This is a genomic window from Inquilinus sp. (genome assembly GCF_057815775.1).
Genome location: NZ_JBYRFX010000414.1, coordinates 1 through 23,072, shown reverse-complemented (window position 1 = coordinate 23,072; position 23,072 = coordinate 1). Strand labels below are relative to the sequence as shown.

Genomic DNA, 23,072 nt, shown 5'->3' with positions numbered 1-23,072 from the left:
GTACCTATGGGGTAAGCGATCTCTACACCACCGGCAATCCGGCCGTCGTCGTCGATGGCGAAGTGCTGCCCTGGGGTGATTACTGGCCCAAGCTGGCCACCCAGACTGCCGGCGGCAATTCCCCTGACATCATCCAGATGGATTACCGCTTCATCGTTGAATACGCCAAGCGCAACGCTATCGCGCCGCTCGACGAATTCCTCGGCGGCGCGCTGACCCTGGACGATTTCGACGCTGACCAGCTCGAAGGCGGCAAGGTCGACGGCAAGCTCTATGGCATCAGCCTGGGCGCCAACTCGGTGGCCATGATGGTCAATACCGCGGCATTCGAGGAAGCCGGCGTCGCGCCCCCGACCCGCGACACCACCTATGACGATTTGCGGACCATGGGCGAGGCTTTCAAATCCGCCAATATCCGTGGCGGCATGAAGGTGATTGCCGATGGTTCGGGCACCGAGCCGATGCTGGACAACTGGATCCGCCAGCGCGGCAAGTCGCTCTACACCGCCGAGGGCCGGCTGGGCTTCGACGTGAAGGATATGGAAGACTGGTTCGGCTTCTGGCACGGGCTGCGCCAGAAGGGCGCGGTGCCGCCGGCCGATGTGCAGGCGCTGGACAAGAACGCGCCGGAAAGCAGCATGCTGGCCCTGGGCCGCGCCGCGGCGATCAGCACCAATTCGAACCAGCTCGTGGCGCACCAGGCGCTGGTCAAGTCCAAGCTGGACATGACCCTGCAGCCGAGCGGCGGGCCGGGCGCGAAGCCGGGCCAGTATCTCAAGCCGTCGATGCTGTGGAGCATCAGCGCCCGCAGCACGGTCGCCGAGCAGGCGGTGCGGGTGGTCAACTACTACGTGACCGACCCGGAGGCGGGGAAGGCGCTAGGCGTCGAGCGCGGGGTCCCGGCCTCGAAGGCGCTGCGCGATGTGGTCGGCCCCACGCTCGACGCGCAGAACAAGATCGCGCTCGACTACATCTCCTTCATCACCGACAAGGTCGGCCCCCTGCCGCCCTCGGCACCCAAAGGCGCCGGCGAGATCTCCTTCCTGCTGAAGCGGGTGAACGAGCAGGTCGGGTTCGAGCAGGCATCGCCGGCCGACGGCGCCCAGCAATTCGTCGACGAAGCCAACAGCATTCTCGATCGCGGGTGATGACATGACGGTTGCGGTGCAGGCCTCGGGCGGGGGAGCGGTGCGGACAGGACGGCGACGGCGGGTCGGGTCGCGCACCCTGTCCGGCTACCTCTTCCTGACGCCCTGGCTGATCGGCTTCGTCGGCCTGACCGCCGGGCCGATCCTGGTTTCGCTCTATCTCTCCTTCACCGATTTCGACCTGCTGCAGGATCCGCACTGGGTCGGGGCGGCGAACTACGTCCGGATCGCCACCGCCGATCCGAAGTTCCTGTCGTCGATGAAGGTCACGTTCCTGTACGTGCTGTTCTCGGTGCCGCTGAAGCTTTCCTTCGCGCTCGCCGTGGCAATGCTGCTGAACAAGGGCATTGCCGGGCTGCCGATCTACCGCGCCATGTTCTACCTGCCGTCGCTCTTGGGCTCGAGCGTCGCCATCGCGGTGCTGTGGCGCCAGCTCTTCGCCGGCAACGGGCTGATCAACCAGGCGCTGGCGCCGCTCGGCATCCATGGGCCCAGCTGGATCTCGAACCCGAACTACGCGCTGTCGACCATCATGATCCTCAGCGTCTGGCAGTTCGGGTCGCCGATGATCATTTTCCTGGCGGGGCTGCGCCAGATTCCGCGCGACCTGTATGAGGCGGCGGCGATCGACGGGGCCAAGCCCTGGCACAAATTCTGGCGGATCACCCTGCCGCTCTTGACCCCGGTGGTGTTCTTCAACGCCGTGATCCAGACGATCGAGGCGTTCAAGGCCTTCACCCCGGCCTTCATCATCAGCGAGGGCACCGGCGGTCCGGTCGATTCCACGCTGTTCTACACGCTGTACCTCTACCAGGAGGCGTTCAGCTATTTCCGCATGGGCTATGCCTCGGCGCTGGCCTGGGTGCTGGTCGTGATCATCGCACTGTTCACCGCCTTCTCCTTCCTGTCGGCACGCTACTGGGTGCACTACGATGAGTGACATCGCTCTCGGCGGCCAGGCCCGCCGGCCGTTCAGCCGGTCGCTGCTGATCCACATCCTGCTGGGCATCGCGTCGCTGGCGATGCTGTATCCGCTGCTGTGGATGCTCTCCAGCTCGTTCAAGGACGACAGCCAGATCTTCTCGACCACCTCACTGTGGCCGGAGGGGTTCAGCCTCGATGCCTATATCCGCGGCTGGAGCGGGCTGGACATCAGCTTCGGCCGGTTCTTCTGGAACTCGGCGGTGATCTCGGTGCTGTCGGTGATCGGCAACGTCCTGGCCTGTTCGCTGACCGCCTTCGCCTTCGCCCGGCTGCAGTTCCGGGGCCGCAACTTCTGGTTCGCGCTGATGCTGGGCACGCTGATGTTGCCCTATCACGTCACGCTGATCCCGCAATACGTGCTGTTCCAGCAGCTCGGCTGGATCGACACCTTCCTGCCGCTGATCGTGCCGAAATACCTCGCCTCCGACGCGTTCTTCATCTTCCTGATGGTGCAGTTCTTCCGCGGCATCCCGCGGGAACTGGACGAGGCGGCGATGATGGATGGCTGCAGCGCCTGGAAGATCTACTGGCGGATCATCATGCCGCTGTCGACGCCGGTGCTGGCGACCGCCGCGATCTTCTCGTTCATCTGGACCTGGGACGATTTCTTCGCACCCTTGATCTACATCAACGACATGGGCTCCTACACCGTCCAGCTCGGACTCAGGACCTTCGTCGATTCCACCGGCAAGTCGGATTGGAGCGGGCTGTTCGCCATGTCCGTCCTGACGCTGCTGCCGGTGTTCCTGTTCTTCCTGTTCTTCCAGCGCCTCCTGATCGAAGGCGTGGCCACCACCGGCATGAAACGCTGATCCGGGATCCCTCGATGACCATTCGCTTCGCCGCCATCGGCATCAACCACAACCACATCTTCGGCCAGGTCGACGCCCTGCTCGACGCCGGGGGGACGTTCGTTGCCTTCCACGCGCCGGAGGAGGAGTTGGCGGTGCCGTTCCAGGCCCGCTACCCGCAGGCCAAACGCGTCGCCGACCCGCGCGCCATCCTGGACGACCCGTCGATCGCGCTGGTCACCTCGGCCGGCATTCCGGCCGACCGGGCACCGCTGGGCATCGCTGTGATGCGGGCGGGCAAGGACTATCTCTCGGACAAGCCGGGGATGACCTCGCTCGACCAGCTGGAAGAGGTGCGGCGGGTGCAGGCCGAAACCGGCCGGATCTATTCGATCTGCTACTCCGAGCATTTCCAGACCCGCTCCACCGTCAAGGCGGGCGAGCTGGTGCAGGCCGGCGCCATCGGCAAGGTGATCAACACGGTCGGGCTCGGCCCTCACCGGCTCAACGCGCCGTCGCGCGCCGGCTGGTTCTTCGAACGGGCGCGCTATGGTGGCATCCTGACCGACATCGCCTCGCACCAGTTCGAGCAGTTCCTGTTCTTCGCCGGCACGCTCGATGTCGAAATCGCCTCGGCCTCCGTCGCCAACCGCGGCAATCCTGATACACCGGGGCTGCAGGATTTCGGCGAGGCGCTGCTGCGCAGCCCGGACGCGACCGGCTATATCCGGATCGACTGGTTCACGCCCGATGGGCTGCCGACCTGGGGCGACGGGCGGCTGACCATCCTCGGCACCGAAGGCTATATCGAGCTGCGGAAATATGTCGACCCGACCGGCCAGCCGGGCAGCGACCATCTGATCCTGGTCGACGGCAAGGGCATGCAGCGGATCGACTGCAGCGCGGTCGAACTGCCCTTCGGCCGGCAGCTGATCGCCGATGTCCTGAACCGGACCGAGACGGCGATGACCCAGGCGCATTGCTTCAAGGCGATGGAACTGGCGCTGAATGCCCAGATCATGGCCGAAGCCTCCGAAGCCACTTTCCTGCGCCGGAGGGGCTGAGCATGACCATTTACAACGTCGCCATTGTCGGCCTCGGCATCGGCCGCAGCCACATCGCCGAGGGCTATGCCGTCCACCCGGACAAGTTCCGGGTCGAGGCGATCTGCGACCTGAATTCCGAGCGGCTCTCGGTCATCGGCGATGATTTCGCCGTGCCGGTGCGGACCAACCGCTTCGACGAGATCCTGGCGATGCCGGAGATCGACATCATCGACATCTGCACCCCGCCCAACGTGCATGTCGACCAGATCCTGGCGGCGCTGGCGGCCGGCAAGCAGGTGATCTGCGAGAAGCCGCTGGTGGGGTCGCTCGCCGATCTCGACCGGGTGGCGAAGGCCGAGGCCGCCGCCCGCGGCCGGGTGATGCCGATCTTCCAGTACCGCTATGGCGACGGCCTGCAGAAGGCCAGGCGCATCGTCGAGGCCGGCATCGCCGGCAAGGCCTATCTCGCCACGGTGGAAACGGCCTGGAAGCGCGGCGCCGACTATTACGCCGTGCCCTGGCGCGGCAAGCTGGAGACCGAGCTGGGCGGCGTGCTGCTGACCCATGCCATCCATTCGCACGACATCATGACCTATCTGCTGGGGCCGGTGGCCTCGGTCTTCGCCCGCACCACCACCCGGGTGAACCCGATTGAGGTCGAGGACTGCGCCGTGGCCAGCCTGGCCATGGCAGACGGTTCGCTGGTCTCGCTCGCCGCCACGCTGGGGTCGCAGGTCGAGATCAGCCGGCTGCGCTTCTGCTTCGAGAACGTCACCTTCGAAAGCGGGCTGAAGCCCTATGCCCCGGGCGACGCGCCCTGGCAGATCATCCCGGCCTCGCCCGAGATCGAGCTCCGGATCGAGGGTGCCCTGGCCGATTGGGAGACGGTGCCGTCGCGCTTCGCCGGCCAGCTCGGCCGCTATCACGCGACGCTGGAACGGGGGGAGGCACCGCCGGTGACGCTCGATGACGCCCGCCGGTCGCTGGAGCTGGCGACGGCGCTGTTCCATTCCGCCGAAACCGGGCAGGTTGTCGACCTGCCGATCCGCCCCGACCATCCAAAATACGCGGATTGGCGCCCGCAAGCGAAGTCTGCCCGATGACCCTCCATCCAGACCGTCTGTTCTCGTCCGACCCGACCCAGCGCGGTATCGCCCGCCGCCTCTATGCCGAGGTCGCCGGCCTGCCGCTGGTCAGTCCGCACGGCCACACCGACCCGGCCTGGTACGCGAAGGACGAGGCGTTCGCGGACCCGGCGTCGCTGCTGATCATCCCGGACCACTACATCTTCCGCATGCTGTACAGCCAGGGCGTGCGGCTGGAGGATCTCGGCGTGCCGCGCCGCGACGGCGGCAAGGTCGAGACCGACCCGCGCGCGATCTGGCGCCGCTTCGCCGAGCATTGGCCGCTGTTCCGCGGCACCCCGACCCGGATGTGGCTGGATCACACCTTCGAGACCCTGTTCGGGGTCGAGGAAAAGCTGACGCCTTCCAGCGCCGACCGGATCTACGACCGCGTCGCCGATTGCCTGGCCAAGCCGGAATTCCGGCCGCGGAAGCTGTTCGAGCGCTTCAATCTCGAGGTGATCGCCACCACGGAATCGCCGCTCGACCCGCTCGACCATCATCGCACGCTGCGCGACAGCGGCTGGAAGGGACGGGTGGTCACCGCCTTCCGGCCCGACCCGGTGGTCGACCCGGAGTTCGAAGGCTTCCGCGCCGGGCTCGACAAGCTCGGCGAGATCACCGGCGAGGACACGCTGTCCTGGCGTGGCTATCTCGCCGCGCTGCAGCAGCGCCGCGGTTTCTTCAAGAGCATGGGCGCGACCTCGACCGACCACGGCCACCCGACCGCGGCGACGGCCGATTTGGACCCGGTGCCGGCGGTGACGCTGTTCGAGAAGATCGTCACCGGCCGGTTCGAGCCCAGGGACGCCGAGCTGTTCCGTGGCCAGATGCTGACCGAGATGGCGCGGATGAGCCTGGAGGACGGGCTGGTGATGCAGATCCATCCCGGCTCCTTCCGCAACCACAACGCGCTGCTGCATCAGGAGTTCGGCCGCGACAAGGGCGCCGACATTCCGACCCGGACCGACTATGTCCATGCGCTGAAGCCGCTGCTCGACCGCTTCGGCAATGAGCGCGACCTGACGGTGATCCTGTTCACCCTGGATGAGACCAGCTACGCCCGCGAACTGGCGCCGCTGGCCGGGCATTATCCCTGCCTGCGGCTGGGGCCGCCCTGGTGGTTCTACGACAGCCCGGAAGGCATGCTGCGCTTCCGCGAGCTGGCGACCGAGACGGCGGGCTTCGCCAACACGGTCGGCTTCAACGACGACACCCGTGCCTTCCCCTCGATCCCGGCCCGGCACGACGTGGCCCGGCGGGTCGACTGCCGCTACCTCGCCCAGCTCGTCGCCGAGCACCGGCTGGACGAGGACGAGGCGGCCGAGGTCGCGGTCGACCTCGCCTACCGGCTGCCGAAGGCGGCGTACAAGCTGTAGGGGGACGTCCCGCTTTCTTTCCATTGTCATCCTCGGGCTTGACCCGAGGATCCAAGGGCCATTGAGAGCGGCTCTTGGTGGCCCCTGGATTGCCCGGTCAAGCCGGGCAATGACATGGAAAAGGGGGCGCTGCGTCCTGTTCCTACCTCACCAACCGGTCGTGCAACCCCGCGAACAGCAGCAGCGCGCCGGGGGCCGCGGCCGAGAGGCGGGGGTAGCGCAGCGGCTCGGGGTCGGTGACCGGCACCGGCAGCGCCGCCTCGTCGATCCTGCCGGACAGGTGCTGCGCCAGGACCGGCCCCAGCGCGGTGTTCAGGGCGATGCCCCGGCCGTTGCAGGCGGTGACGGCGAAGGCGCCGGGGCCGACCCGCCAGAAGCGCGGCAGGAAATCCGGCGTCAGCGACGCGGTGCCGTGCCAGCGATACCGGAAATCGCCGACCGCCAGGCCGGGCACGAAGTGTTCGATCCGCCGCGCCATCCGGCCCTGGAGGCGGCCGAGCGCGCCGAGCTGCAGGCTGGCCATGCCGCCGGTGACCAGCCGCCCGCCCACCGCCGGCCGCAGCGAGAACAAATCCGACCTTGTGTCGGACAGCGATTGCCCACCGGGCAGGGCGCGGCCGCGCATGTCGGGCGGCAGCGGCGCCGTGGCGCTCTGATAGACCTGCAGTGGCACGACCCCCGCGGCGATGCCGGGGACGGGCGTCCGCCGCCCGGCATTGGTCGCCAGCAGCACCTGGCCGGCCGTGACCGGGCCGCCCTCGGTGTCGATCTGCCAGCGCCGGCCATCGTGGCGCAGCGCCGTCACCGGCGTGTCCTGGGCGATGCGGGCGCCGGCCGCCAGCGCGGCGCGGGCCAGGCCGCGGACATAGGCCAGCGGGTTGAGATGGCCGCCGGTCCGGTCGAGCAGGGCACCGTGATAGCCTGATATGCCGGTCATCGCCTGCGTCGCGGCGGCGTCGAGCAGCTCGAGCCCGTCGCGGCCCAGCGCCTGCCATTGCCGCAGCCGCCCCTCCAGCCCGGCCAGGCGCGACGGCGCATGGGCGGGGCACAGCCAGCCCTGCTGCACCGGATCGCAGGGGATGCGATGGCGGCGGACCAGGTCGAACACCAGGCGGGCGCCGTTGCCCAGCAGGGCCGACAGCCGGTCGCCGCGGTCCTCGCCCAGCGCCGCCCGCGCATCGGCCGGCCCCAGGCGGGCGTAATGCGGCACCACCAGCCCGCCATTGCGGCCGGAGGCGCCCCAGCCGATCTCGCGCGCCTCCAGCAGCACCACATCCGCGCCGGCCTCGGCCAGGTGCAGCGCGGTACAGACGCCCAGGATGCCGCCGCCGACGATGGCGACATCGGCGGCGACGGGGCCGTCCAGCGGCGGGGTGGGCACGCGCGTGCCCGCGGTCGCGAACCACAGCGACCGGTCGAAGGTTTCGGAGGGCATGAGTCAGGCCCCGATGATCGGCCCGTGGCTCACTTCATCCCGGCCTTCAGCTTGTCGATCTCCTCGGCCGAGATCTCGCCGGTGGTCACGACCTGGCCGTCCTTGATCTGCCATTCCCGGAACGGGCCGGTGATGTCGCCATACTCGTCGAAGGCGACCGGGCCGATCACGCCGACATAGCGGATCGGCTTGCCCTCGGCGATCAGGGCCAGCGCCCGCTTGAACCCGTCCGGCCCGGCATGGATCTCCTCGCCCTTGGGGTCGAGCACGGCGCGGATGTTGTCGCGGATCGCCGTGGCGTCCTTCGACTTCGCCTTGGCGATCGCCAGCCCGATGATGGCGGCGGCGTCATAGGCCCGGTCGGCGGCCGGCGCCTGCCAGTCGAACTTGTTGTCGGTGAAGGCGTCGTAATGGGTCGAGAAATACTCGGTCGACGGCGTCTTGGTGGTGCCGGAGGAGGTGCCGTAGGCCTCGTTCAGGTACTGGGCGCCGACGTCCTTGATGAACTCGGCCGAATTCATGCCGTCGTTCAGCAGGAACTTGGCCGGCCCGCCCTGGCTGATCCAGGTGCGCGCCACCGTGGTGCCGTCGCCGGGATAGGCGATGAGGTACAGGCCCTTCGGGTCGCCATCCAGCGCCGAGGTGACCTCGGCCTGGTAGCTGGGCTGGCTGGCATTGTAGGGGGTGACGCTGGTGATCTTGCCGCCCAGCGCGGTGTACGACTTCTGGAACTCGCGCAGCATGTTCACGCCGAAATCGTTGTTGACGTGGATCACCGCGAGCGAATCCAGGCCGAGATCCATGGCGTATTTCGCCGCCGCCACGCCCTGCAGCGCGTCCGAGGTGATGGTGCGGAACCAGTAGCCGCCGGTGTCGCCCTTGCGCGCCAGCTCGGTGAAGCTGGGGGAGGATGCGGCGGGCGAGATCTGCACCACCTTGGACGGGCCGGTCACCGTGGTCAGGATCGGCATCGAATCCGAGGAGATGATGGCGCCGATGATGACCGGCACCTTCTTCAAATCGACCAGCTGCCGCGCGCCGTCGACCGCGACGGTGCCCTGGGTCTGGCTGTCGCGGAAATCGACCGTCAGCTTGCAGCCGTCGATCACGCCGCCGGCATCGTTGATGTCCTTGAACGCCATCTCGATCGATTTCGACGCGGACTGGCCGAACGGGCCTGCCGGCCCGGTCAGCGACAGCACCGACCCGATCTCGACCGTGCACTCCGCCGCCGCCAGGCCGGGCAGCAGCACGGCAGTGGCGAAGATCGAGCCCGAAAGGATTTTCCGAAAATGCATGAAAGCCTCCTGTTGTCGGATATGGCCGGCTCGTTGGATCGGCCGGCCTGGGGTGGTTCAGGGCGAGGGTTGCGGCTCCGCCCAGGTCTCGTGCAGGTGCCGCCACAGCACCCGGTCGCCCTGGGCCTCCAGCAGCGCGGTCGAGCGGCGGGTGCGCTCCACCCCCCGCACGCGCTGCCATTCGTCATAGGTGCACAGCCTGATACCGCCGGGCAGGGCGATGCGGATAACGGCGTTGCGGATCTCGATCCGGAACGGGGCGGCGGGGTCGGCATGCAGGCCGCTGGCCTGGCGCAGCCAGCCGATCACGGCGGCGCGCTCCAGCACCCGCCCGTCCGGCGTCATCAGGGTGAAATCCGGGGCGCAGACCGTCTCGAACCGTGCGAAGGCGGCGGGGTCGGCCGCGGCATCGCCCAGCCAGTGCTCGAAGAACCGGTGCAGCTCCTCGATCTCGGCGAGGCAGCGGTCGCCGATCGCGTCGGTCATGCCGCATCCTCGTTCAGGTTGTACTTCATGATCCGGCCATGCCGTCCCGTGCGGTCGCGCTCCAGCGCGTAGACGTCGCCCTCCAGCGGCGTCAGGCGCGCCAGCACGGCGTCGAGCTCGGCCCTGTCGGCGGCATCGAACGCCAGGCCGAAGGCGGCCAGGGTCTGCGGCAGATGGGCGGCGGTGCGGGCGCCGACGATGGCGCCGGCCACCCCAGGCCGGTCCAGCACCGCCCGCACCGCCACCGCCGATATGGTGGTGCCGTGCCGGTCGGCGATGCGCTTCAGCACCGCCAGCAGGGCCTGGAACCGGTCCCAGCCGCCGATGTCGTCGATCACAAGCTTGTACTTGATCAGCGACCGGTTGGTCATGGCCATGCCGGGGTCGGGCTGGCCCAGCCAGCCCTCGGACAGGAAGCCGCCGGCCAGGGTGCCGTAGCACAGGAAGGCGATGCCGTGCTGCGCGGCCAGCTTCGCCATCCGCTGTGACGGCCGGGTGTCGAGCAGCGAATACTGCACCTGCATGGTGCGGACCGGCACTCCGGCGTCGAGGATCTCGAACAGCCGGGCGGTGTCGAAATTGGTGCCGCCGACCAGCTCGATCTTGCCGGCCTGGCGCAGGTCGTCGAGCCATTGCGCGGTCTCGACATAGTTCGGGATGCCATAATCCCACCAGTGGAACTGCACCAGGTCCAGCCGGTCGACCCCGAGCCGCTGCAGGGACCGGTCGATGATCCCTGTGACGTAGTCGCGGTCGATCGTCGCCAGCCGCTCCAGATCCGGCACGAATTTGGTGTGGACCCGCACCCGCCGTGCCGCCTCGGCCCCGCGGTCGCGCCGGTACTGCGCCAGGAAGGCGCCGATCATTTCCTCCACCCCGGTGTAGATGTCGGCGCAGTCGAAGCTGGTGATGCCGGCATCGACGAAGGCGGCCATGCCGGCGATCGCCTCGGCCGGGTCGACCGGCCCATGGTCGCCGGCCAGCTGCCAGCCGCCCTTGAGGATGCGGGAGATGGTGTAGCCGGGGGCAATCTCGCGGGTTTCGGCAGATGTCACCGGGTCTTCTCCAGCGGCACGGCGGTGGTCTCGGCATGGCGGAAGCGGCGCTTGCCCAGCCGGGTGATGCGGAAGCGGGCGCCGCAATTCGGGTCGGGCGAGGCGATCTCGGTGTCCGTCGTCATCCAGTCATGCGGATGGGTGTCGCGCTGCTTGGCCGGCAGCAGCGGCAGCAGGGCGGCCAGGGCGTAGATCGGGAAGCCCTGGCCCGGCGGCAGCGTCATCATCTCGCCGGACAGGATGAAATGGTCGCCCGCCTTGTACTCGCCCATCATCGGCCGGTCGGTGGCGACGATCTCGACCTTCAGATCGTACAGCTCGAAGCTGTCATCGGCGCTCATGCCACCGCCTCGACCGTCATGGTGCAGGCGCCATTGCGCCGGATCGCCTCGCAGGCCCGGCGCAGATCGGCCAGATCCTCCGGCACCACCTGGGCGACCAGGGAGCCGGCGATCCAGCCGACCGGCAGCAGCAGCCGGCCGCCGGGGGCGTAGAACAGGCCGATGTCGAAGATCGCATGCGGCACCCCGCCCCAGGCGCGCGGCGGCACATAGGCCAGGATCACGTCGCCCGCGGCCGGGAACATGGTGGCGTTTTCCGGCGGCAGCACCGCATGGGCCCAGCCGGCCGGGATCTCCGCCTCCGGCAGCGGGCAGGAGATTTCGGGGCCGGTCCAGATGGCGTGTAGCGACGGGATCGCGACCGGGCCGCCCGACAGCAGGTCGCCCAGGAATTCGCAGGATTGCGGCGCCTTGTCCGGCAGGGCGACGGCGCGGGCCGACAGGCCGCTCTTCTCCTCACGAAATAGGATCTCGCGCACCATGCCAACTCCGATTATCTTCTGTCGAGATAGTCTAAACCTAAAACATTTTCGGTCGTAAGGGGCTGGTGGAGCTTTTCCGCCAAGCCTCCTGCAACCGACGGATCGTTCGGGCAATTCGATCCACAACTCAACACGTTTCTGGCTCGCACCCGGCGAAGATCGGGGCTGTGCCGGGGCGATCCGATCGGGGTGGCAGGGCGGATGGTGAGAGCATGCTGGAGCTGCAGGGCGTGTCCAAGGCGTTCGGGGGGCATCGGGCCGTCGACGGCCTGTCGCTGTCGATCGAACGCGGCCGCATCACCGGGCTGATCGGCCCGAACGGCGCCGGCAAGACCACGCTGTTCAACCTGATCGCCGGGGCGATGACGCCGACCGAAGGCCGCATCCTGCTCGACGGCGCCAGGATCGACGGGCTGCGCGCCGACCGCATCTTCCGGGCCGGCCTGGCCCGCACCTTCCAGATTCCGCGCCCGTTCCCCGAAATGACGGTGCTGGAGAATGTCATGCTGGCGCCGCCGGGCCAGTTGGGCGAAGCCGTGCTGCGGGCCTGGCTGACGCCGGGCGCGGTGCGGGCGCAGGAGCGTCGGCTGCGCGACCAGGCGATGGCTTGCCTCGATTTCGTCGGCCTGACGCGGCTGGCGCAGGATCCGGCCCGGGTGCTGTCCGGCGGCCAGCGCAAGCTGCTGGAGCTGGCCCGCGTGCTGGTGGCCGAACCCTCCGTCATCCTGCTCGACGAACCCGGCGCCGGGGTGGCGCCGGCGCTGCTGGACACCATCGTCGAGAAGATCGCCGCGCTGAACCGGGACGGCGTCACCATCCTGATCATCGAACACAACATGGATCTGGTGATGGGGCTGTGCGACCCGGTGGTGGTGATGGCCCAGGGCCGGCTGCTGGTCCAGGGGCCGCCGAAGACGGTGCAGGCCGACCCGCGGGTGATCGAGGCCTATCTCGGCGGGGTGGCGGCGTGACGGCCGCGCTTGAGACCAGCGGCCTGATTGCCGGCTACGAACGCGGCCTGCCGATCGTCAAGGGCGCCTCGATCCGGCTCGGCGACCGCGAGATCGTCACCATCCTCGGCCCCAACGGCGCCGGCAAATCGACCCTGATCAAGGCGATCGCCGGGCTGGTGCCGATCGCCGAGGGCACGGTCTCCCTGTTCGGCGAACGCATCGACGGTGTTCCGGCAGAGCGCATGGTCCGCCGCGGCCTGGCCTTCGTGCCGCAGACCGAGAACGTCTTCGCCCGGCTGACGGTGCAGGAGAATCTCGACCTCGCCGCCGGCGTGCTGCCGCGGGCGCGGCGGGCGGAACGGATCGCCGCGCAATACACCCTGTTCCCCGACCTCGCCCGGGCACGGCGGGAAGCGGCCGGCCGCCTGTCCGGTGGCCAGCGCCAGATGGTGGCGGTGGCCCGGGCGCTGATCCCCGACCCCAAGGTGGTGATGCTGGACGAACCCTCGGCCGGGCTGTCGCCCCGGCTGGTCGGGGTGGTGTTCGAGATGCTGCGCCGGGTGCGCGACCTCGGCGTCGCCATCCTGCTGGTGGAGCAGAACGCCCGCGCCGCCCTGGCCATTTCCGACCGCGCCTATGTGCTGGTCGACGGGCGCGAGCGGCTGGAACGGCCGGCGGCCGGGCTGATGGATGCGCCGGAGGTGAAGGCCTTGTATCTCGGCCATGGCGCGGCGGCGGGGGTGGCGTGATGCTGCAATATGTCGTCGACGGTGTCGTCTCCGGCTCGACCATCGCCCTCGGCGCCGTCGGGGTGACGCTGACCCTGTCGATCCTGCGCTTCGCCAACTTCACCCATGGCGAGCTGCTGACCTGGGGCGCCTATATCGCCCTGACCCTGGTCGGGCTGATGGGAGCCGGCGCCGGGGCAGGGGGGCATATCGGCCCGCTGTCCTTCGGCTGGCCGCTGCTGCTGGCGTCGGCCGCCGCCATGGTGCTGACCGGCGGGCTGGCGGTGCTGCTGGACTGGGCGCTGTTCGGCCGGCTGCGCGGCAAGGGCGGGATGATGACCCTGGCCATCGCCAGCTTCGGCGCCGCCCTGGCGCTGCGCAACCTGGTGGTCTTCCTGTGGGGGCCGAAGCCCGACTATTTCAGCCGCGACATCCAGATGGCGCTGCCGATCCTGCCGCGCAGCGTGATGGGCGGCATGCGGATTACGCCGGACCAGGTCTTCGTGCTCGGCCTCACCGGGATCGCGGTGATCGGGCTGCACCTGTTCCTGACCCGCAGCTTCCTCGGCAAGGCAATGCGCGGCACGGCGGAAAATGCGGCGCTGGCGCGTATCACCGGCATCGATGTCCGCGCCGTGGTGCGTTGGGCCTGGATGATCGGCGGCGGCCTGGCCGCCCTGGCCGGAATCCTGTCCGGCATCACCGTCCAGGTGCGGCCGCTGATGGGCTTCGACCTGCTGCTGCCGCTGTTCGCCGCCGCCATCCTCGGCGGCATCGGCAGCCTCTATGGTGCGGTGCTGGGCGGGCTGATCGTCGGCCTGGCCGAAAGCCTGTCGGTGCCGCTGATCGGCGCCGAATACCGCCAGGCCGTGGCCTTCCTGGTGCTGATCCTGATCCTGCTGGCGCGGCCGACCGGGCTGTTCGGGGAGCGCGGGGCATGACCGCCGACCTGCTGGGCCTGGCCGGCTATCTCGTCTTCTTCCTGGTCATCGCCCTGAACTATTCGCTGGTCTGCCTCGGCCTCAACCTGCAATGGGGCGTCACCGGGCTGTTCAATGTCGGCGTCGCCGGCTTCTTCGCCATCGGCGCCTATGCCACGGCGATCCTGACCGGGCCGGACTATGCCAACTCGCTCGGCGGCTTCGGTCTGCCGGTGGCGGTCGGCTGGATCGGCGCCGTGCTGGCCGCCGGCATCGCCGCGGTGGTGGTCGGCATTCCCAGCCTGCGGCTGCGCCAGGACTATCTCGCTATCACCACCTTCGGCATCGCCGTCACGGTGCAGCTGATCGCGCTGAACTTCGAGCCGCTGACCGGCGGCGCCTTCGGCCTGGGCTCGATCCCGCGGCCGCTGGCCGGCGCCTTCGCCACGCCGTTCGGCTTCAACCTGTTCTATCTCGGCGTCTCGATCGTGGTGGTGGGCGGGGTCTATGCCCTGCTCGAGATCCTGGTGCGCAGCCCCTGGGGCCGGGTGCTGCGCGGCATCCGCGAGGACGAGACGGCGGCCCAGTCGCTCGGCAAGCATCCCTTCGCCTTCCGGCTGCAGGCCTTCGTCATCGGGTCGATGGTGATGGGGCTGGCCGGGGGCATGTATGCCAGCTTCGTCGGCTTCATCGCGCCCGAGGATTTCCTGCCGATCCTGACCTTCCAGGTCTGGACCATGCTGGTGGTCGGCGGCTCCGGCAGCAACAAGGGGGCGATCCTGGGCGGCATCGTGGTCTGGGCGATCTGGGCGGCCTCCGGCGCGCTGATCGACGCCACGGTGCCGACCGAGATGCAGGCCCAGGCCGCGGCGTTGCGCATCGTGCTGATCGGCGTGCTGCTCAGCGGCGTGCTGGTGGTCCGGCCGAAAGGGCTGATCGGTGGCGCCTGAGTCAGGCCCCGCCGGACCGGTGCCATGCTCCTGCCACCGTTTTATTGACAATTGTCTGGTAAAGGTCCGGAGTCGGATCGAGCATCGCGCCCGTTGCGCGGACCGTTGGGAACAGGCGTTCGGAACATGAATTTTCAGCCCGGCCGAAGCGATGACGCCCCGGTCGTGGCCCTTGGGGCCGTACAACCTGCCGAACGGGACCGTCGTGTCGAGATTGCAGCACTGATCCTGACCGGGCTCGCCTTGCTCGGCACGCTCTGGGTCGGCCTGCTGGCCGCCCTGCTGGCCGGGCTGCTGATCCACGAGCTGGTGCATGTCGTGGCACCGCTGTTCCGGCGCTTCGGGGCTACACACAAGATCGGCCGGTTCATCGCCCTCGGGCTGCTCACCGCCATCATCATCCTGGCGATCACCTTCGGCATCATCGAGCTGATCTCGCTGCTGACCACCCGCTCCGAAGGCCTGGTCGCGGTGATGCGCAAGATGGCCGACGCGGTGGAGGAGGCGAGCCAGCAACTGCCGTCCTGGATCCTGGCCTATGTCCCGGCCAACGGGCATGAGCTCGACACCATGGCGGCGCAATGGCTGCGCGAACATGCGCGCGACCTGCAGCAGGTCGGCACGAATGTCGGGCGCATCCTGGTGCACATCGTGATCGGCCTGGTGATCGGCGGCATGATCGCCGTGTCCGACCTGACGCAGCGCACCGGCCGCGGCCCGCTGGCCCGGGCGCTGGCCGAACGGGTGCGCCTGCTGGCCCTGTCGTTCCGCCGGGTGATCTTCGCCCAGGTGCGGATCTCGATGCTGAACACGGTGCTGACCGCGATCTACCTGATCGGGGTGCTGCCGCTGTTCGACATCCACCTGCCGCTGGCCAAGACGATGATCGTCGTCACCTTCGTCGTCGGCCTGCTGCCGGTGATCGGCAACCTGATCTCGAACACCATGATCGTGGTGCTCAGCCTCAGCCTGTCGGTCTACACCGCGATCGCGTCGCTGGTGTTCCTGATCCTGATCCACAAGCTGGAATACTTCATCAACGCCAAGATCGTCGGCACCCAGATCGAGGCCCGGGCGTGGGAGATCCTGATCGCCATGCTGGTGATGGAAGCGGCCTTCGGCGTGCCGGGGGTGATCGCGGCGCCGATCTTCTACGCCTATCTCAAGGTCGAGCTGAAAGCCCGCAAACTGGTCTGACGGCGCGCCGAAGGCCGGTGTATCAGGTCGGCGGCACCAGCCCGTCCTTGCCGACCTGCACCCCGTGCGAAACCATCGACCCGTCATCGGCCTTGACGATCTGGACGATGACGTGCGCGCCCTTGGTCAGCATGCTGCGGTCGCCCGGCTCATAGGTGATCACAGGCACGTCGGGCGGCACCACCAGCTTGGTCTTGACGCCCTGGTAGGTCATGGTCACCACCCGGCCGTCGGTGCCGGTGACGTCGCCGGCCGTGGCGTTGGTCATGGTGCTGCCGGGCTTCAGGTCGAAGGGATGCTGGCCTTCGCCGACGCCGCGCATGCTCTCCGGGAAGATCTGTACCTCCAGCGCCTGCAGGCTGCCGTCATCCTGCGGCATGGCGGCGCTGCCGATATAGGTGCCGGGCTTGATGTCGTGGATGTCGGCCGGGACGATCAGCCGGACCGTCGCGTCGTCGGCCAGGGTCACGATCGAGGTGCCGCCGCCGCGGGCGGTGACGGTCAGCTTGGACCCGTCGATCGCATCGATCGTGCCGCGGATGCGCTGCGGCGGCGAAGTCTGGGCTGCGGCAGGAAAGGCTGACAGAAGGCCGAGCAGGGCGAGGCCCGCGATGGCGGTGCGCTTCATGATGGCTTCTTCTCTCGGTTGTACGTCGACGTCCCCTCGGGACGTCAGTACGCCGGAACCCGGGCGGCGGTTACATGAATTCGCCGTCACGAGGGATGGCTGGCCGCCCATTGCTTGCGGGCCAGGGTGAGCAGCAGCGCGTCGTCCACGCCATCCGCATCCGGCAGCCCCTCGGCGCGGCGGAAGACCTCGACCGCCATCGCCGCCGGGACACCGGCCGCATAGCCAAGCTTGGTCAGGAATCGCAGCGCCGCCTGCTGCTTGGCCGCCGGCGTCCGGGCGCCGAGGAACAGCGCGGCATTCTCCGGCGCATCGTCGCTGTCGCCCAGCGACCGGGCGAACCAGATCACCGCCAGGGCCTCGTCCCGCGCCACCCCCCGGCCGGTCTCATAGGCGATGCCCAGCTCGCTCTGCGCCTTGGCATAGCCTTTGTCCGCGGCGATCCGCAGCCAGCGCAGGGCCTCGGCATCGTCCTGGGCCACGCCGCGGCCGTCCAGATACAGCACGTTCAACAGGTAAGCGGCACGGGCGTTCCCCTGGTCGGCGGCCAGGCGATACCAGTGGGCAGCCTCGGTTTCGTCCCGCGCGACGCCCCGGCCATGCTCGTACATTTCGCCCAGATTGGCCTGGCCGACGTCGTCGCCCTGGTCAGCGGCCTGCCGGTAAAGGCTGACGGCCTTGGCGTCGTCTTGGGCCACGCCGCGGCCGTTCTCGTACAGCCAGCCGAGGTTCACCATGCCCCCGCTGTCGCCCTGGTCGGCGGCCAGGCGGTACCAGCGTGCAGCCTCCGCATCATCCTCGGCCACACCCAGGCCGTGCCGGTACATCCAGCCAAGGTGGTATTGGGCATAGGCTTTGCCCTGGTCGGCGGAAAGGCGATACCACCGCACCGCTTCGGCATCATCCCGGGCCACGCCACGGCCATGCTGATACATCCAGCCAAGACTGTTCTGAGCCAGGGCATGGCCCTGGTCGGCAGCCGCCCGATACCAGCGCACGGCCTCGGCGGGGTCCTGCGCCACGCCGCGGCCGCGCCGGTACATGGAGCCCAGCCTGAACTGGCCATCGGCATCGCCCTGGTTGGCGGCCAGGCGGAAGAAATGCACGGCCTTGGCATCGCTCTGCACCGCGCCGCGGCCCTGCTGGTACATCCAGCCGAGATCGATCTCGCCGTCGATATCCCCTTGGCCGGCGGCGAGGCGGAACCGGCGCACCGCTTCGGCATCATCCTGCGCCACCCCGTGGCCGGCCTTGTACATGTCGCCCAGGCTGGTCGAGGCAGAGACGTCACCCTGGTCGGCGGCCCGGCGGTACCAGACGATCGCCTCGGCGTAGTCCTGGGGCACGCCCCAGCCGTTTTCATACATGGCACCGAGATTGTTCTGCGCGCGCGGATGACCCTGGTCGGCGGCCAACCGGAACCAATGCAGCGCCTCGGCATCGTCCTGCGCGACCCCGAGGCCGCGATGGTAGAGGTAACCGAGCTCGGTCTGGGCGCGGACATTGCCCTGGTCTGCGGCCAAGCGGTACCACCGCGCCGCCTCGGCCGCGTCCGCCGGCACGCCCACCCCGCCCCTGTACAAGGCCCCGAGAAGGTTCTGCGCCCGCGCCAGCCCCTGGTCGGCGGCAAGGCGATAGAGGCGGGCGGCTTCGGCCGGGTCCCTGGCCACGCCGTGGCCGGCCTCGTACAGCAGGCCCAGATTGGCCTGGGCCTGCTCATCGCCCTGGTCGGCCGCCATACGGTACCAGCGTGCTGCCTCTGCATCGTCCTCGGCCACGCCGAGGCCGAGATCGTAGAGGATGCCGACATCGTTCTGGGCTTCGGCATAGCCCTGCTTCGCGGCCAGGCGGAACCAGCGCATCGCCTTGGCGTCGTTCTTGGGCACGCCGCGGCCGTTGTCGTACATGCCGCCCAGTTCGGTCTCGCCATGGGCATCGCCCTGGGCCGCAGCCAGGCGATACCAGCGCACCGCCTCGGCCAGGTCACGGGTGACGCCGCTGCCGGCGTCGTAGAGGAAGCCCAGATTGGTCTGGGCCCGAGCCAGCCCCTGATCGGCGGCGAGGCGGTACAGCCGGGCCGCCTCCGCCGCATCCCGGGTCACGCCGTGCCCGGTCTCGTACATCCAGCCCAGGTCGCTCTGGGCGTCGGCATCCTTCTGGTCCGCGGCGAGACGATAGAGGCGCACCGCCTCGGCGTCATCCTGTGGCACGCCGTGTCCCTCCCGGTACAGGCCTGCCAGGGCGCGTTGGCCGATGCGGTAGCCGGCATCCGTGGCCCGGCCGTACCAATAGGCTGCGGCGGCATAATCCTGCAGCCCGCCATGGCCGGTCTCGTACATGAAGCCCAGGCTGGTCTGCGCCTGCACGAAGCCTTGCTCGGCGGCCAGCCGGTACAGCGCGACGGCGGCGGCATCGCTCTTCTGCAGTCCGCCGCGGCCATCTTCATACATCCAGCCCAGGCTGGTCTGGGCGCGGGCCAGCTCCTGCTCCGCCGCCAGCCGGTACCAATGGACGGCCATGGCATCATCCTGGGCCACGCCCAGCCCGTCCCGGTACATGTCGCCGAGACTGGACTGCCCCCAGGCGTTGCCCTGCAGCGCGGCCGCCCGGTACCACAGCACCGCCTCGGCGGGATCCTTGTCCACGCCGTTGCCGGTTTCGTAGCGGATGCCGAGCCGGATTTGGGCGGCGGCGTCACCCAGCCCGGCCTGGAGACGCAGGCCGAACAGGACGTCACCGGTCCCGACCGGCGCAAGTGCCGGCATCAGGTCGAGGCGGTCGAGATCCAACGGGGAAGGGAGAGGCGGCGACGCCAGCGCCACGGATGGCGCTAGCAGCAAGCCCAGAATGAGACGGCGAATGCGCATCGAGATGAACGGCGAGTCAAATGATCCCGCCGTCATCCTCATCCGAATCCGATCCCCCTGTCGATGGCCGAACGGCGGAAGCCGTCCGGCCGGGTGTCTATGGGCTACGCAGCCACCAGCGCCAGCACCCGCAAGGGGGAGCCGGAGCCGTTCTCGATCTTCAGCGGCGCGGTCACCAGCACCGTGCCGGTCGGCGGCAGCTGGTCGAGATTGGTCAGGCTGGCCAGGCCGAACTTGTTCGACCCGTGCATGATGGCATGGGCGGGGAAGGCCGGCTCAAAGGTGAAGGCCTGGCCGGCATCGGTGCCGACCGCCTCGACGCCCCAGCCGGCGACGTCGCGCTCCTTGGCCAGGAAAGTCACGGCGGCCACGCTCGGCCCCGGCACATGTGACCCGTCCTGCTTCATGTTCAGGAACTCGACCGGATCGGTGCGCTTCGACCAGTCGGTGCGCATCAGCACCCAGGTGCCGGGCTGGATGCGGCCATGCTCGGCCTCGAAGGCGTGGATGTGCTCCGGCTCCAGCAGGAAGTCCGGGTTGTCCTTGGCCTCGGCCGAACAGTCGATCACGACTGCGGCGGCGACGAAGCGCTGCACCGGCACGGTGTCGGTGGTGGCGTCCTTCAGGTCGCGGCCGGTAACCCAGTGGATCGGCGCGTCGAAATGGGTGCCTGTGTGCTCGCCGCACGAGATGTTGTTCCAGTACCAGCCCGGCCCGCGCTCGTCATAGCGCGAGATCTCCTCGATCCGGAACGGGTTGGACGGCGCGAACATCGGCGGCAGCTGGATCACCGGGGTCGACGGCCGCAGCGTCTGGGTCAGGTCGACGATGCGGATGCGGCCGGCCAGGATGTCGGCGGCGAAGGCCAGAAGATCGGTGCTCATCGGTTCTGTTCTCCCTGTCTGTCTTTGGGCTTTGGGGTTCAGCCGCCCTGCCGCAGCCCGGCGCGGGCCAGGAGCGGCAGCACGCGGTCGCAGAAGAACGGCAGCTCGTCGGTGTAGTTGACGAAGGACAGGGCGGCGCCGGCATAGCCGGCCGCGGCGATCGCCCCGATCTCCTCGGCGATGCGGGCCGGGGTGCCGACCAGCGGATAGGTGCCGGCACCGCCGGCGAAGCGCTGGCGGTACAGGGCGAAGGCGCGGTCGTCATGCGACTGCGCGAACTGCTTCTTCTTCGCCATATGCTCGTCGACCGCGGCGTGGTCGGCCTCGCGCACGGCGTAGCGGTCGTAATAATCCTCGGCCTCGGCCTGGCTGTCGCGGCAGACCACGTGGCAGACGGTGTGGATGCCGACCTCGCGCCCGGCCGAAGCGGCCCGGCCGGCGATGTCGGCGACATGGCGGGCACCGTCGGCGATGTCGGTGAAGGTCGAGAACAGGAAGTCGCAATGCCGCGCCGCGAAGTCCCGTCCCGGGGCACCGAAGGCGGCGTTCATGGTGACCGGGCGGGGCCGCTGCAGGCTGGCCGGGCGGCTGACCACCTGCTTCAGCCGGTAGTGCTTGCCGTCATGGTCGAACGGCGTGTCGCTGGCATAGGCGCGCTCGATGATGCCGATCCATTCCGCCGCCTGGTCGTAGGCATCGTCGCCCAGGGTGACCCCGAACATGCCGAATTCGGCGGGGTTCCAGCCGCAGACGATGTTCAGGCCGGCGCGGCCGCCGGAGACATGGTCGACCGTGGCCAGGGCCTTGGCGGCATAGACCGGATGCACCAGCGGCACATGCACGGTCATGAACAGGCCGATGCGCTCGGTCGCGGCGGCCAGCCCCGCCGCCCAGGTGAAGGTCTCGAACGACGATTCCCGCACATGCGTCTGACCGCCGAAGCCCTTCCAGCGCGCGATCGGCAGCAGGAATTCGAAGCCGGCGCGGTCGGCGATGCGGGCGGCGGCCAGGTTGTCGGCCCAGCTCGCCTGCCAGCGCTCCGGCACCGTGGTGATCGCCAGCCCGCCATCGGCGTTGGTCGAGAACACGCCCAGCTTGAACCGGTTCGGCCCGTGCAGCGGATGGGTCATCGCCGCGGATCGCGACGGCTGGTCGACATCGGTGCTTCCCTGTTCAACCCGGGCCGGTGCCGCATCGGCTGCGGTCTTGATGGCTGCGTCCGGAACAGGCGGCGTTCCCGACGATTGGTTTAACCCTAAAACAGTTTCGGGCGACCGACAACGCCTGTCAGGGTGGCGAGGGCGGCGCCCACAGCACGGTCTCGGCCTCCGCCTCATAGGCCATGCCCCGGGGATAGGAGATCAGCTCCAGCTGCAGCCCCCAGGGGCTGAAGAAATAGAGGATGCTCTGGCCCGCGGCTGACCCCTCGGTGACCGCGAAGGGGCCCATCAGCGTTCGCACACCCCGCGCCCGCAGGTCGGCCGCGGCGGCGCCGATGTCGGCGACGTAGAAGGCCAGGTGGTGGCCACCGATGTCGCTGTTGCGCGGCGCCGCCGTCGCCTGGTCCGGCGCCCGGTATTGGAACAGCTCCAGGTTCGACCCGTCGCCGCAGCGCAGCAGGGTGATGCGCTCGACCACCGCACGGGGATGGACGTCCAGCAGGTCGGTCATGAACGTCCCGTCATCGTCGCGGAACGGCCCGAAGGCGGTCACGAACTTGCAGCCGAGCACCTCGGTGAAGAAGCCGACCGCCTGGTCCATATCCGGCACGGTGATGCCGACATGGTCGATGCCGCGCAGGCCGGGAACGCTCACGAGGCGTCCCCCTTCGGTGCGCTCTCCGCCCACCGCGCCATCAGGGTGTTGGACGGCAGTGCCTCGTCGACCAGCTTCTTCGCCGTCGCCACGCCGGCCACCGGCAGGCCCTGCGGATCCAGGAGCCCGATCTGGACCAGGACCGAGGCCTGGTCCCAGTAGATGTGCTCGTTGTACAGCTTGTCGCCGCGGAAGCGGACGATCGCCACCAATGGGATCTCGACATCCCGGCCGGTCGGCTTCACGCCGGGCAGCATCCAGTCGATCTCGATGTCGTGGGTGAAGCAGAACAGCATCTCGTCGACCAGCCGGTCGACCCCGACGGTGCGGCTGATCGGCACCAGCCGGGTGTCCTTCGGCGTCTTCGGGATGAAGTGGTTGGCGTAGAAGCGAAGCAGCTGGTCATGGCCGACGCCGCCGGTCATGGTCGGTATGTGGTTGACATAGGGCTGGGCCACCATGGTTTTCATGGTTGCATCCACATCGCGCGTGCCGAACTCATGCATGGTGTGCGTTTCCCACAGCGCCGACAGGTCGTAGTGGGGCCCCATCGCCCTGCGG

General features: G+C 68.8%; 23 protein-coding genes. 11 read left to right on the top strand and 12 right to left on the bottom strand.

Going from position 1 to position 23,072, the window contains the following annotated elements:
* The 6 genes from AC3XYG_RS14785 to uxaC all read left to right on the top strand — a co-directional run.
* A partial coding sequence (locus AC3XYG_RS14785) for an ABC transporter substrate-binding protein (RefSeq protein ID WP_489140603.1) occupies positions 1-1,148 on the top strand: 1,148 nt, incomplete at its 5' end.
* A gap of 4 nt (positions 1,149-1,152) precedes the next feature.
* Positions 1,153-2,088: a carbohydrate ABC transporter permease gene (locus tag AC3XYG_RS14780; protein ID WP_489140602.1), complete on the top strand. Its 936-nt coding sequence runs from the start codon at positions 1,153-1,155 to the stop codon at positions 2,086-2,088.
* Positions 2,081-2,944 (top strand): carbohydrate ABC transporter permease, encoded by an 864-nt coding sequence (locus AC3XYG_RS14775; RefSeq protein WP_489140601.1) that lies wholly within the window; start codon positions 2,081-2,083, stop codon positions 2,942-2,944. The genes AC3XYG_RS14780 and AC3XYG_RS14775 overlap by 8 nt, the downstream gene beginning before the upstream one ends.
* A 14-nt stretch (positions 2,945-2,958) precedes the next feature.
* Complete coding sequence (locus AC3XYG_RS14770; RefSeq protein ID WP_489140600.1) at positions 2,959-3,987, top strand: Gfo/Idh/MocA family protein; 1,029 nt, start codon at positions 2,959-2,961, stop codon at positions 3,985-3,987.
* Positions 3,988-3,989: 2 nt separating this feature from the next.
* A complete protein-coding gene (locus AC3XYG_RS14765; protein WP_489140599.1) occupies positions 3,990-5,072 on the top strand; it encodes a Gfo/Idh/MocA family protein in 1,083 nt (360 codons plus the stop codon).
* Complete coding sequence (uxaC, locus tag AC3XYG_RS14760; protein WP_489140598.1) at positions 5,069-6,472, top strand: glucuronate isomerase; 1,404 nt, start codon at positions 5,069-5,071, stop codon at positions 6,470-6,472. The genes AC3XYG_RS14765 and uxaC overlap by 4 nt, the downstream gene beginning before the upstream one ends.
* A gap of 142 nt (positions 6,473-6,614) precedes the next feature.
* On the opposite strand, the gene AC3XYG_RS14755 is transcribed toward uxaC, so the two are convergent.
* The 6 genes from AC3XYG_RS14755 to AC3XYG_RS14730 are packed head-to-tail and all read right to left on the bottom strand — an operon-like array spanning position 6,615 to position 11,569.
* The gene (locus AC3XYG_RS14755; protein WP_489140597.1) at positions 6,615-7,907 is read right to left on the bottom strand and encodes an NAD(P)/FAD-dependent oxidoreductase; all 1,293 of its coding nucleotides are present in this window, start codon (positions 7,905-7,907) and stop codon (positions 6,615-6,617) included.
* 29 nt (positions 7,908-7,936) lie between these two features.
* Positions 7,937-9,205 (bottom strand): ABC transporter substrate-binding protein, encoded by a 1,269-nt coding sequence (locus tag AC3XYG_RS14750; RefSeq protein WP_489140596.1) that lies wholly within the window; start codon positions 9,203-9,205, stop codon positions 7,937-7,939.
* A gap of 57 nt (positions 9,206-9,262) precedes the next feature.
* A complete protein-coding gene (locus AC3XYG_RS14745) occupies positions 9,263-9,691 on the bottom strand; it encodes a DUF4440 domain-containing protein (RefSeq protein WP_489140595.1) in 429 nt (142 codons plus the stop codon).
* Positions 9,688-10,746: an aldo/keto reductase gene (locus tag AC3XYG_RS14740; protein ID WP_489140594.1), complete on the bottom strand. Its 1,059-nt coding sequence runs from the start codon at positions 10,744-10,746 to the stop codon at positions 9,688-9,690. Before AC3XYG_RS14740 ends, AC3XYG_RS14745 begins: the two co-directional genes overlap by 4 nt.
* Positions 10,743-11,087: a TIGR04076 family protein gene (locus tag AC3XYG_RS14735; protein WP_489140593.1), complete on the bottom strand. Its 345-nt coding sequence runs from the start codon at positions 11,085-11,087 to the stop codon at positions 10,743-10,745. Before AC3XYG_RS14735 ends, AC3XYG_RS14740 begins: the two co-directional genes overlap by 4 nt.
* Positions 11,084-11,569, bottom strand: a complete 486-nt coding sequence (locus AC3XYG_RS14730) for a DUF3830 family protein (protein ID WP_489140592.1) — start codon at positions 11,567-11,569, stop codon at positions 11,084-11,086. Before AC3XYG_RS14730 ends, AC3XYG_RS14735 begins: the two co-directional genes overlap by 4 nt.
* A 212-nt stretch (positions 11,570-11,781) precedes the next feature.
* Here AC3XYG_RS14730 and AC3XYG_RS14725 point away from each other — a divergent pair, with 212 nt between their 5' ends.
* The 5 genes from AC3XYG_RS14725 to AC3XYG_RS14705 all read left to right on the top strand — a co-directional run bounded on the left by AC3XYG_RS14725 (position 11,782) and on the right by AC3XYG_RS14705 (position 16,317).
* Complete coding sequence (locus AC3XYG_RS14725) at positions 11,782-12,540, top strand: ABC transporter ATP-binding protein (protein ID WP_489140591.1); 759 nt, start codon at positions 11,782-11,784, stop codon at positions 12,538-12,540.
* Entirely contained in the window at positions 12,537-13,271 is a 735-nt protein-coding gene (locus AC3XYG_RS14720) for an ABC transporter ATP-binding protein (protein WP_489140590.1), read from the top strand. Before AC3XYG_RS14725 ends, AC3XYG_RS14720 begins: the two co-directional genes overlap by 4 nt.
* Positions 13,271-14,191, top strand: coding sequence for a branched-chain amino acid ABC transporter permease (locus AC3XYG_RS14715; protein WP_489140589.1), 921 nt, complete (start codon positions 13,271-13,273; stop codon positions 14,189-14,191). The genes AC3XYG_RS14720 and AC3XYG_RS14715 overlap by 1 nt, the downstream gene beginning before the upstream one ends.
* Positions 14,188-15,120 (top strand): branched-chain amino acid ABC transporter permease, encoded by a 933-nt coding sequence (locus AC3XYG_RS14710; protein WP_489140588.1) that lies wholly within the window; start codon positions 14,188-14,190, stop codon positions 15,118-15,120. Before AC3XYG_RS14715 ends, AC3XYG_RS14710 begins: the two co-directional genes overlap by 4 nt.
* A 165-nt stretch (positions 15,121-15,285) precedes the next feature.
* Complete coding sequence (locus AC3XYG_RS14705; RefSeq protein ID WP_489140587.1) at positions 15,286-16,317, top strand: AI-2E family transporter; 1,032 nt, start codon at positions 15,286-15,288, stop codon at positions 16,315-16,317.
* 22 nt (positions 16,318-16,339) lie between these two features.
* Here AC3XYG_RS14705 and AC3XYG_RS14700 read toward each other — a convergent pair whose 3' ends face one another.
* From AC3XYG_RS14700 to AC3XYG_RS14675, 6 genes are all read right to left on the bottom strand, one after another.
* Positions 16,340-16,945, bottom strand: a complete 606-nt coding sequence (locus AC3XYG_RS14700) for a hypothetical protein (protein ID WP_489140586.1) — start codon at positions 16,943-16,945, stop codon at positions 16,340-16,342.
* 86 nt (positions 16,946-17,031) lie between these two features.
* Entirely contained in the window at positions 17,032-19,710 is a 2,679-nt protein-coding gene (locus tag AC3XYG_RS14695) for an SEL1-like repeat protein (protein WP_489140585.1), read from the bottom strand.
* 206 nt (positions 19,711-19,916) lie between these two features.
* A complete protein-coding gene (locus tag AC3XYG_RS14690) occupies positions 19,917-20,696 on the bottom strand; it encodes a cyclase family protein (protein WP_489140584.1) in 780 nt (259 codons plus the stop codon).
* A gap of 38 nt (positions 20,697-20,734) precedes the next feature.
* The gene (locus AC3XYG_RS14685; RefSeq protein WP_489140583.1) at positions 20,735-21,826 is read right to left on the bottom strand and encodes an LLM class flavin-dependent oxidoreductase; all 1,092 of its coding nucleotides are present in this window, start codon (positions 21,824-21,826) and stop codon (positions 20,735-20,737) included.
* A 157-nt stretch (positions 21,827-21,983) separates the two neighbouring features.
* On the bottom strand, positions 21,984-22,511 hold the full coding sequence (locus tag AC3XYG_RS14680) for a VOC family protein (protein WP_489140582.1): 528 nt from the start codon (positions 22,509-22,511) through the stop codon (positions 21,984-21,986).
* Positions 22,508-23,072 (bottom strand): nuclear transport factor 2 family protein (locus AC3XYG_RS14675; protein WP_489140581.1); only part of this gene is annotated, 565 nt, incomplete at its 5' end. The genes AC3XYG_RS14675 and AC3XYG_RS14680, both read right to left, overlap by 4 nt.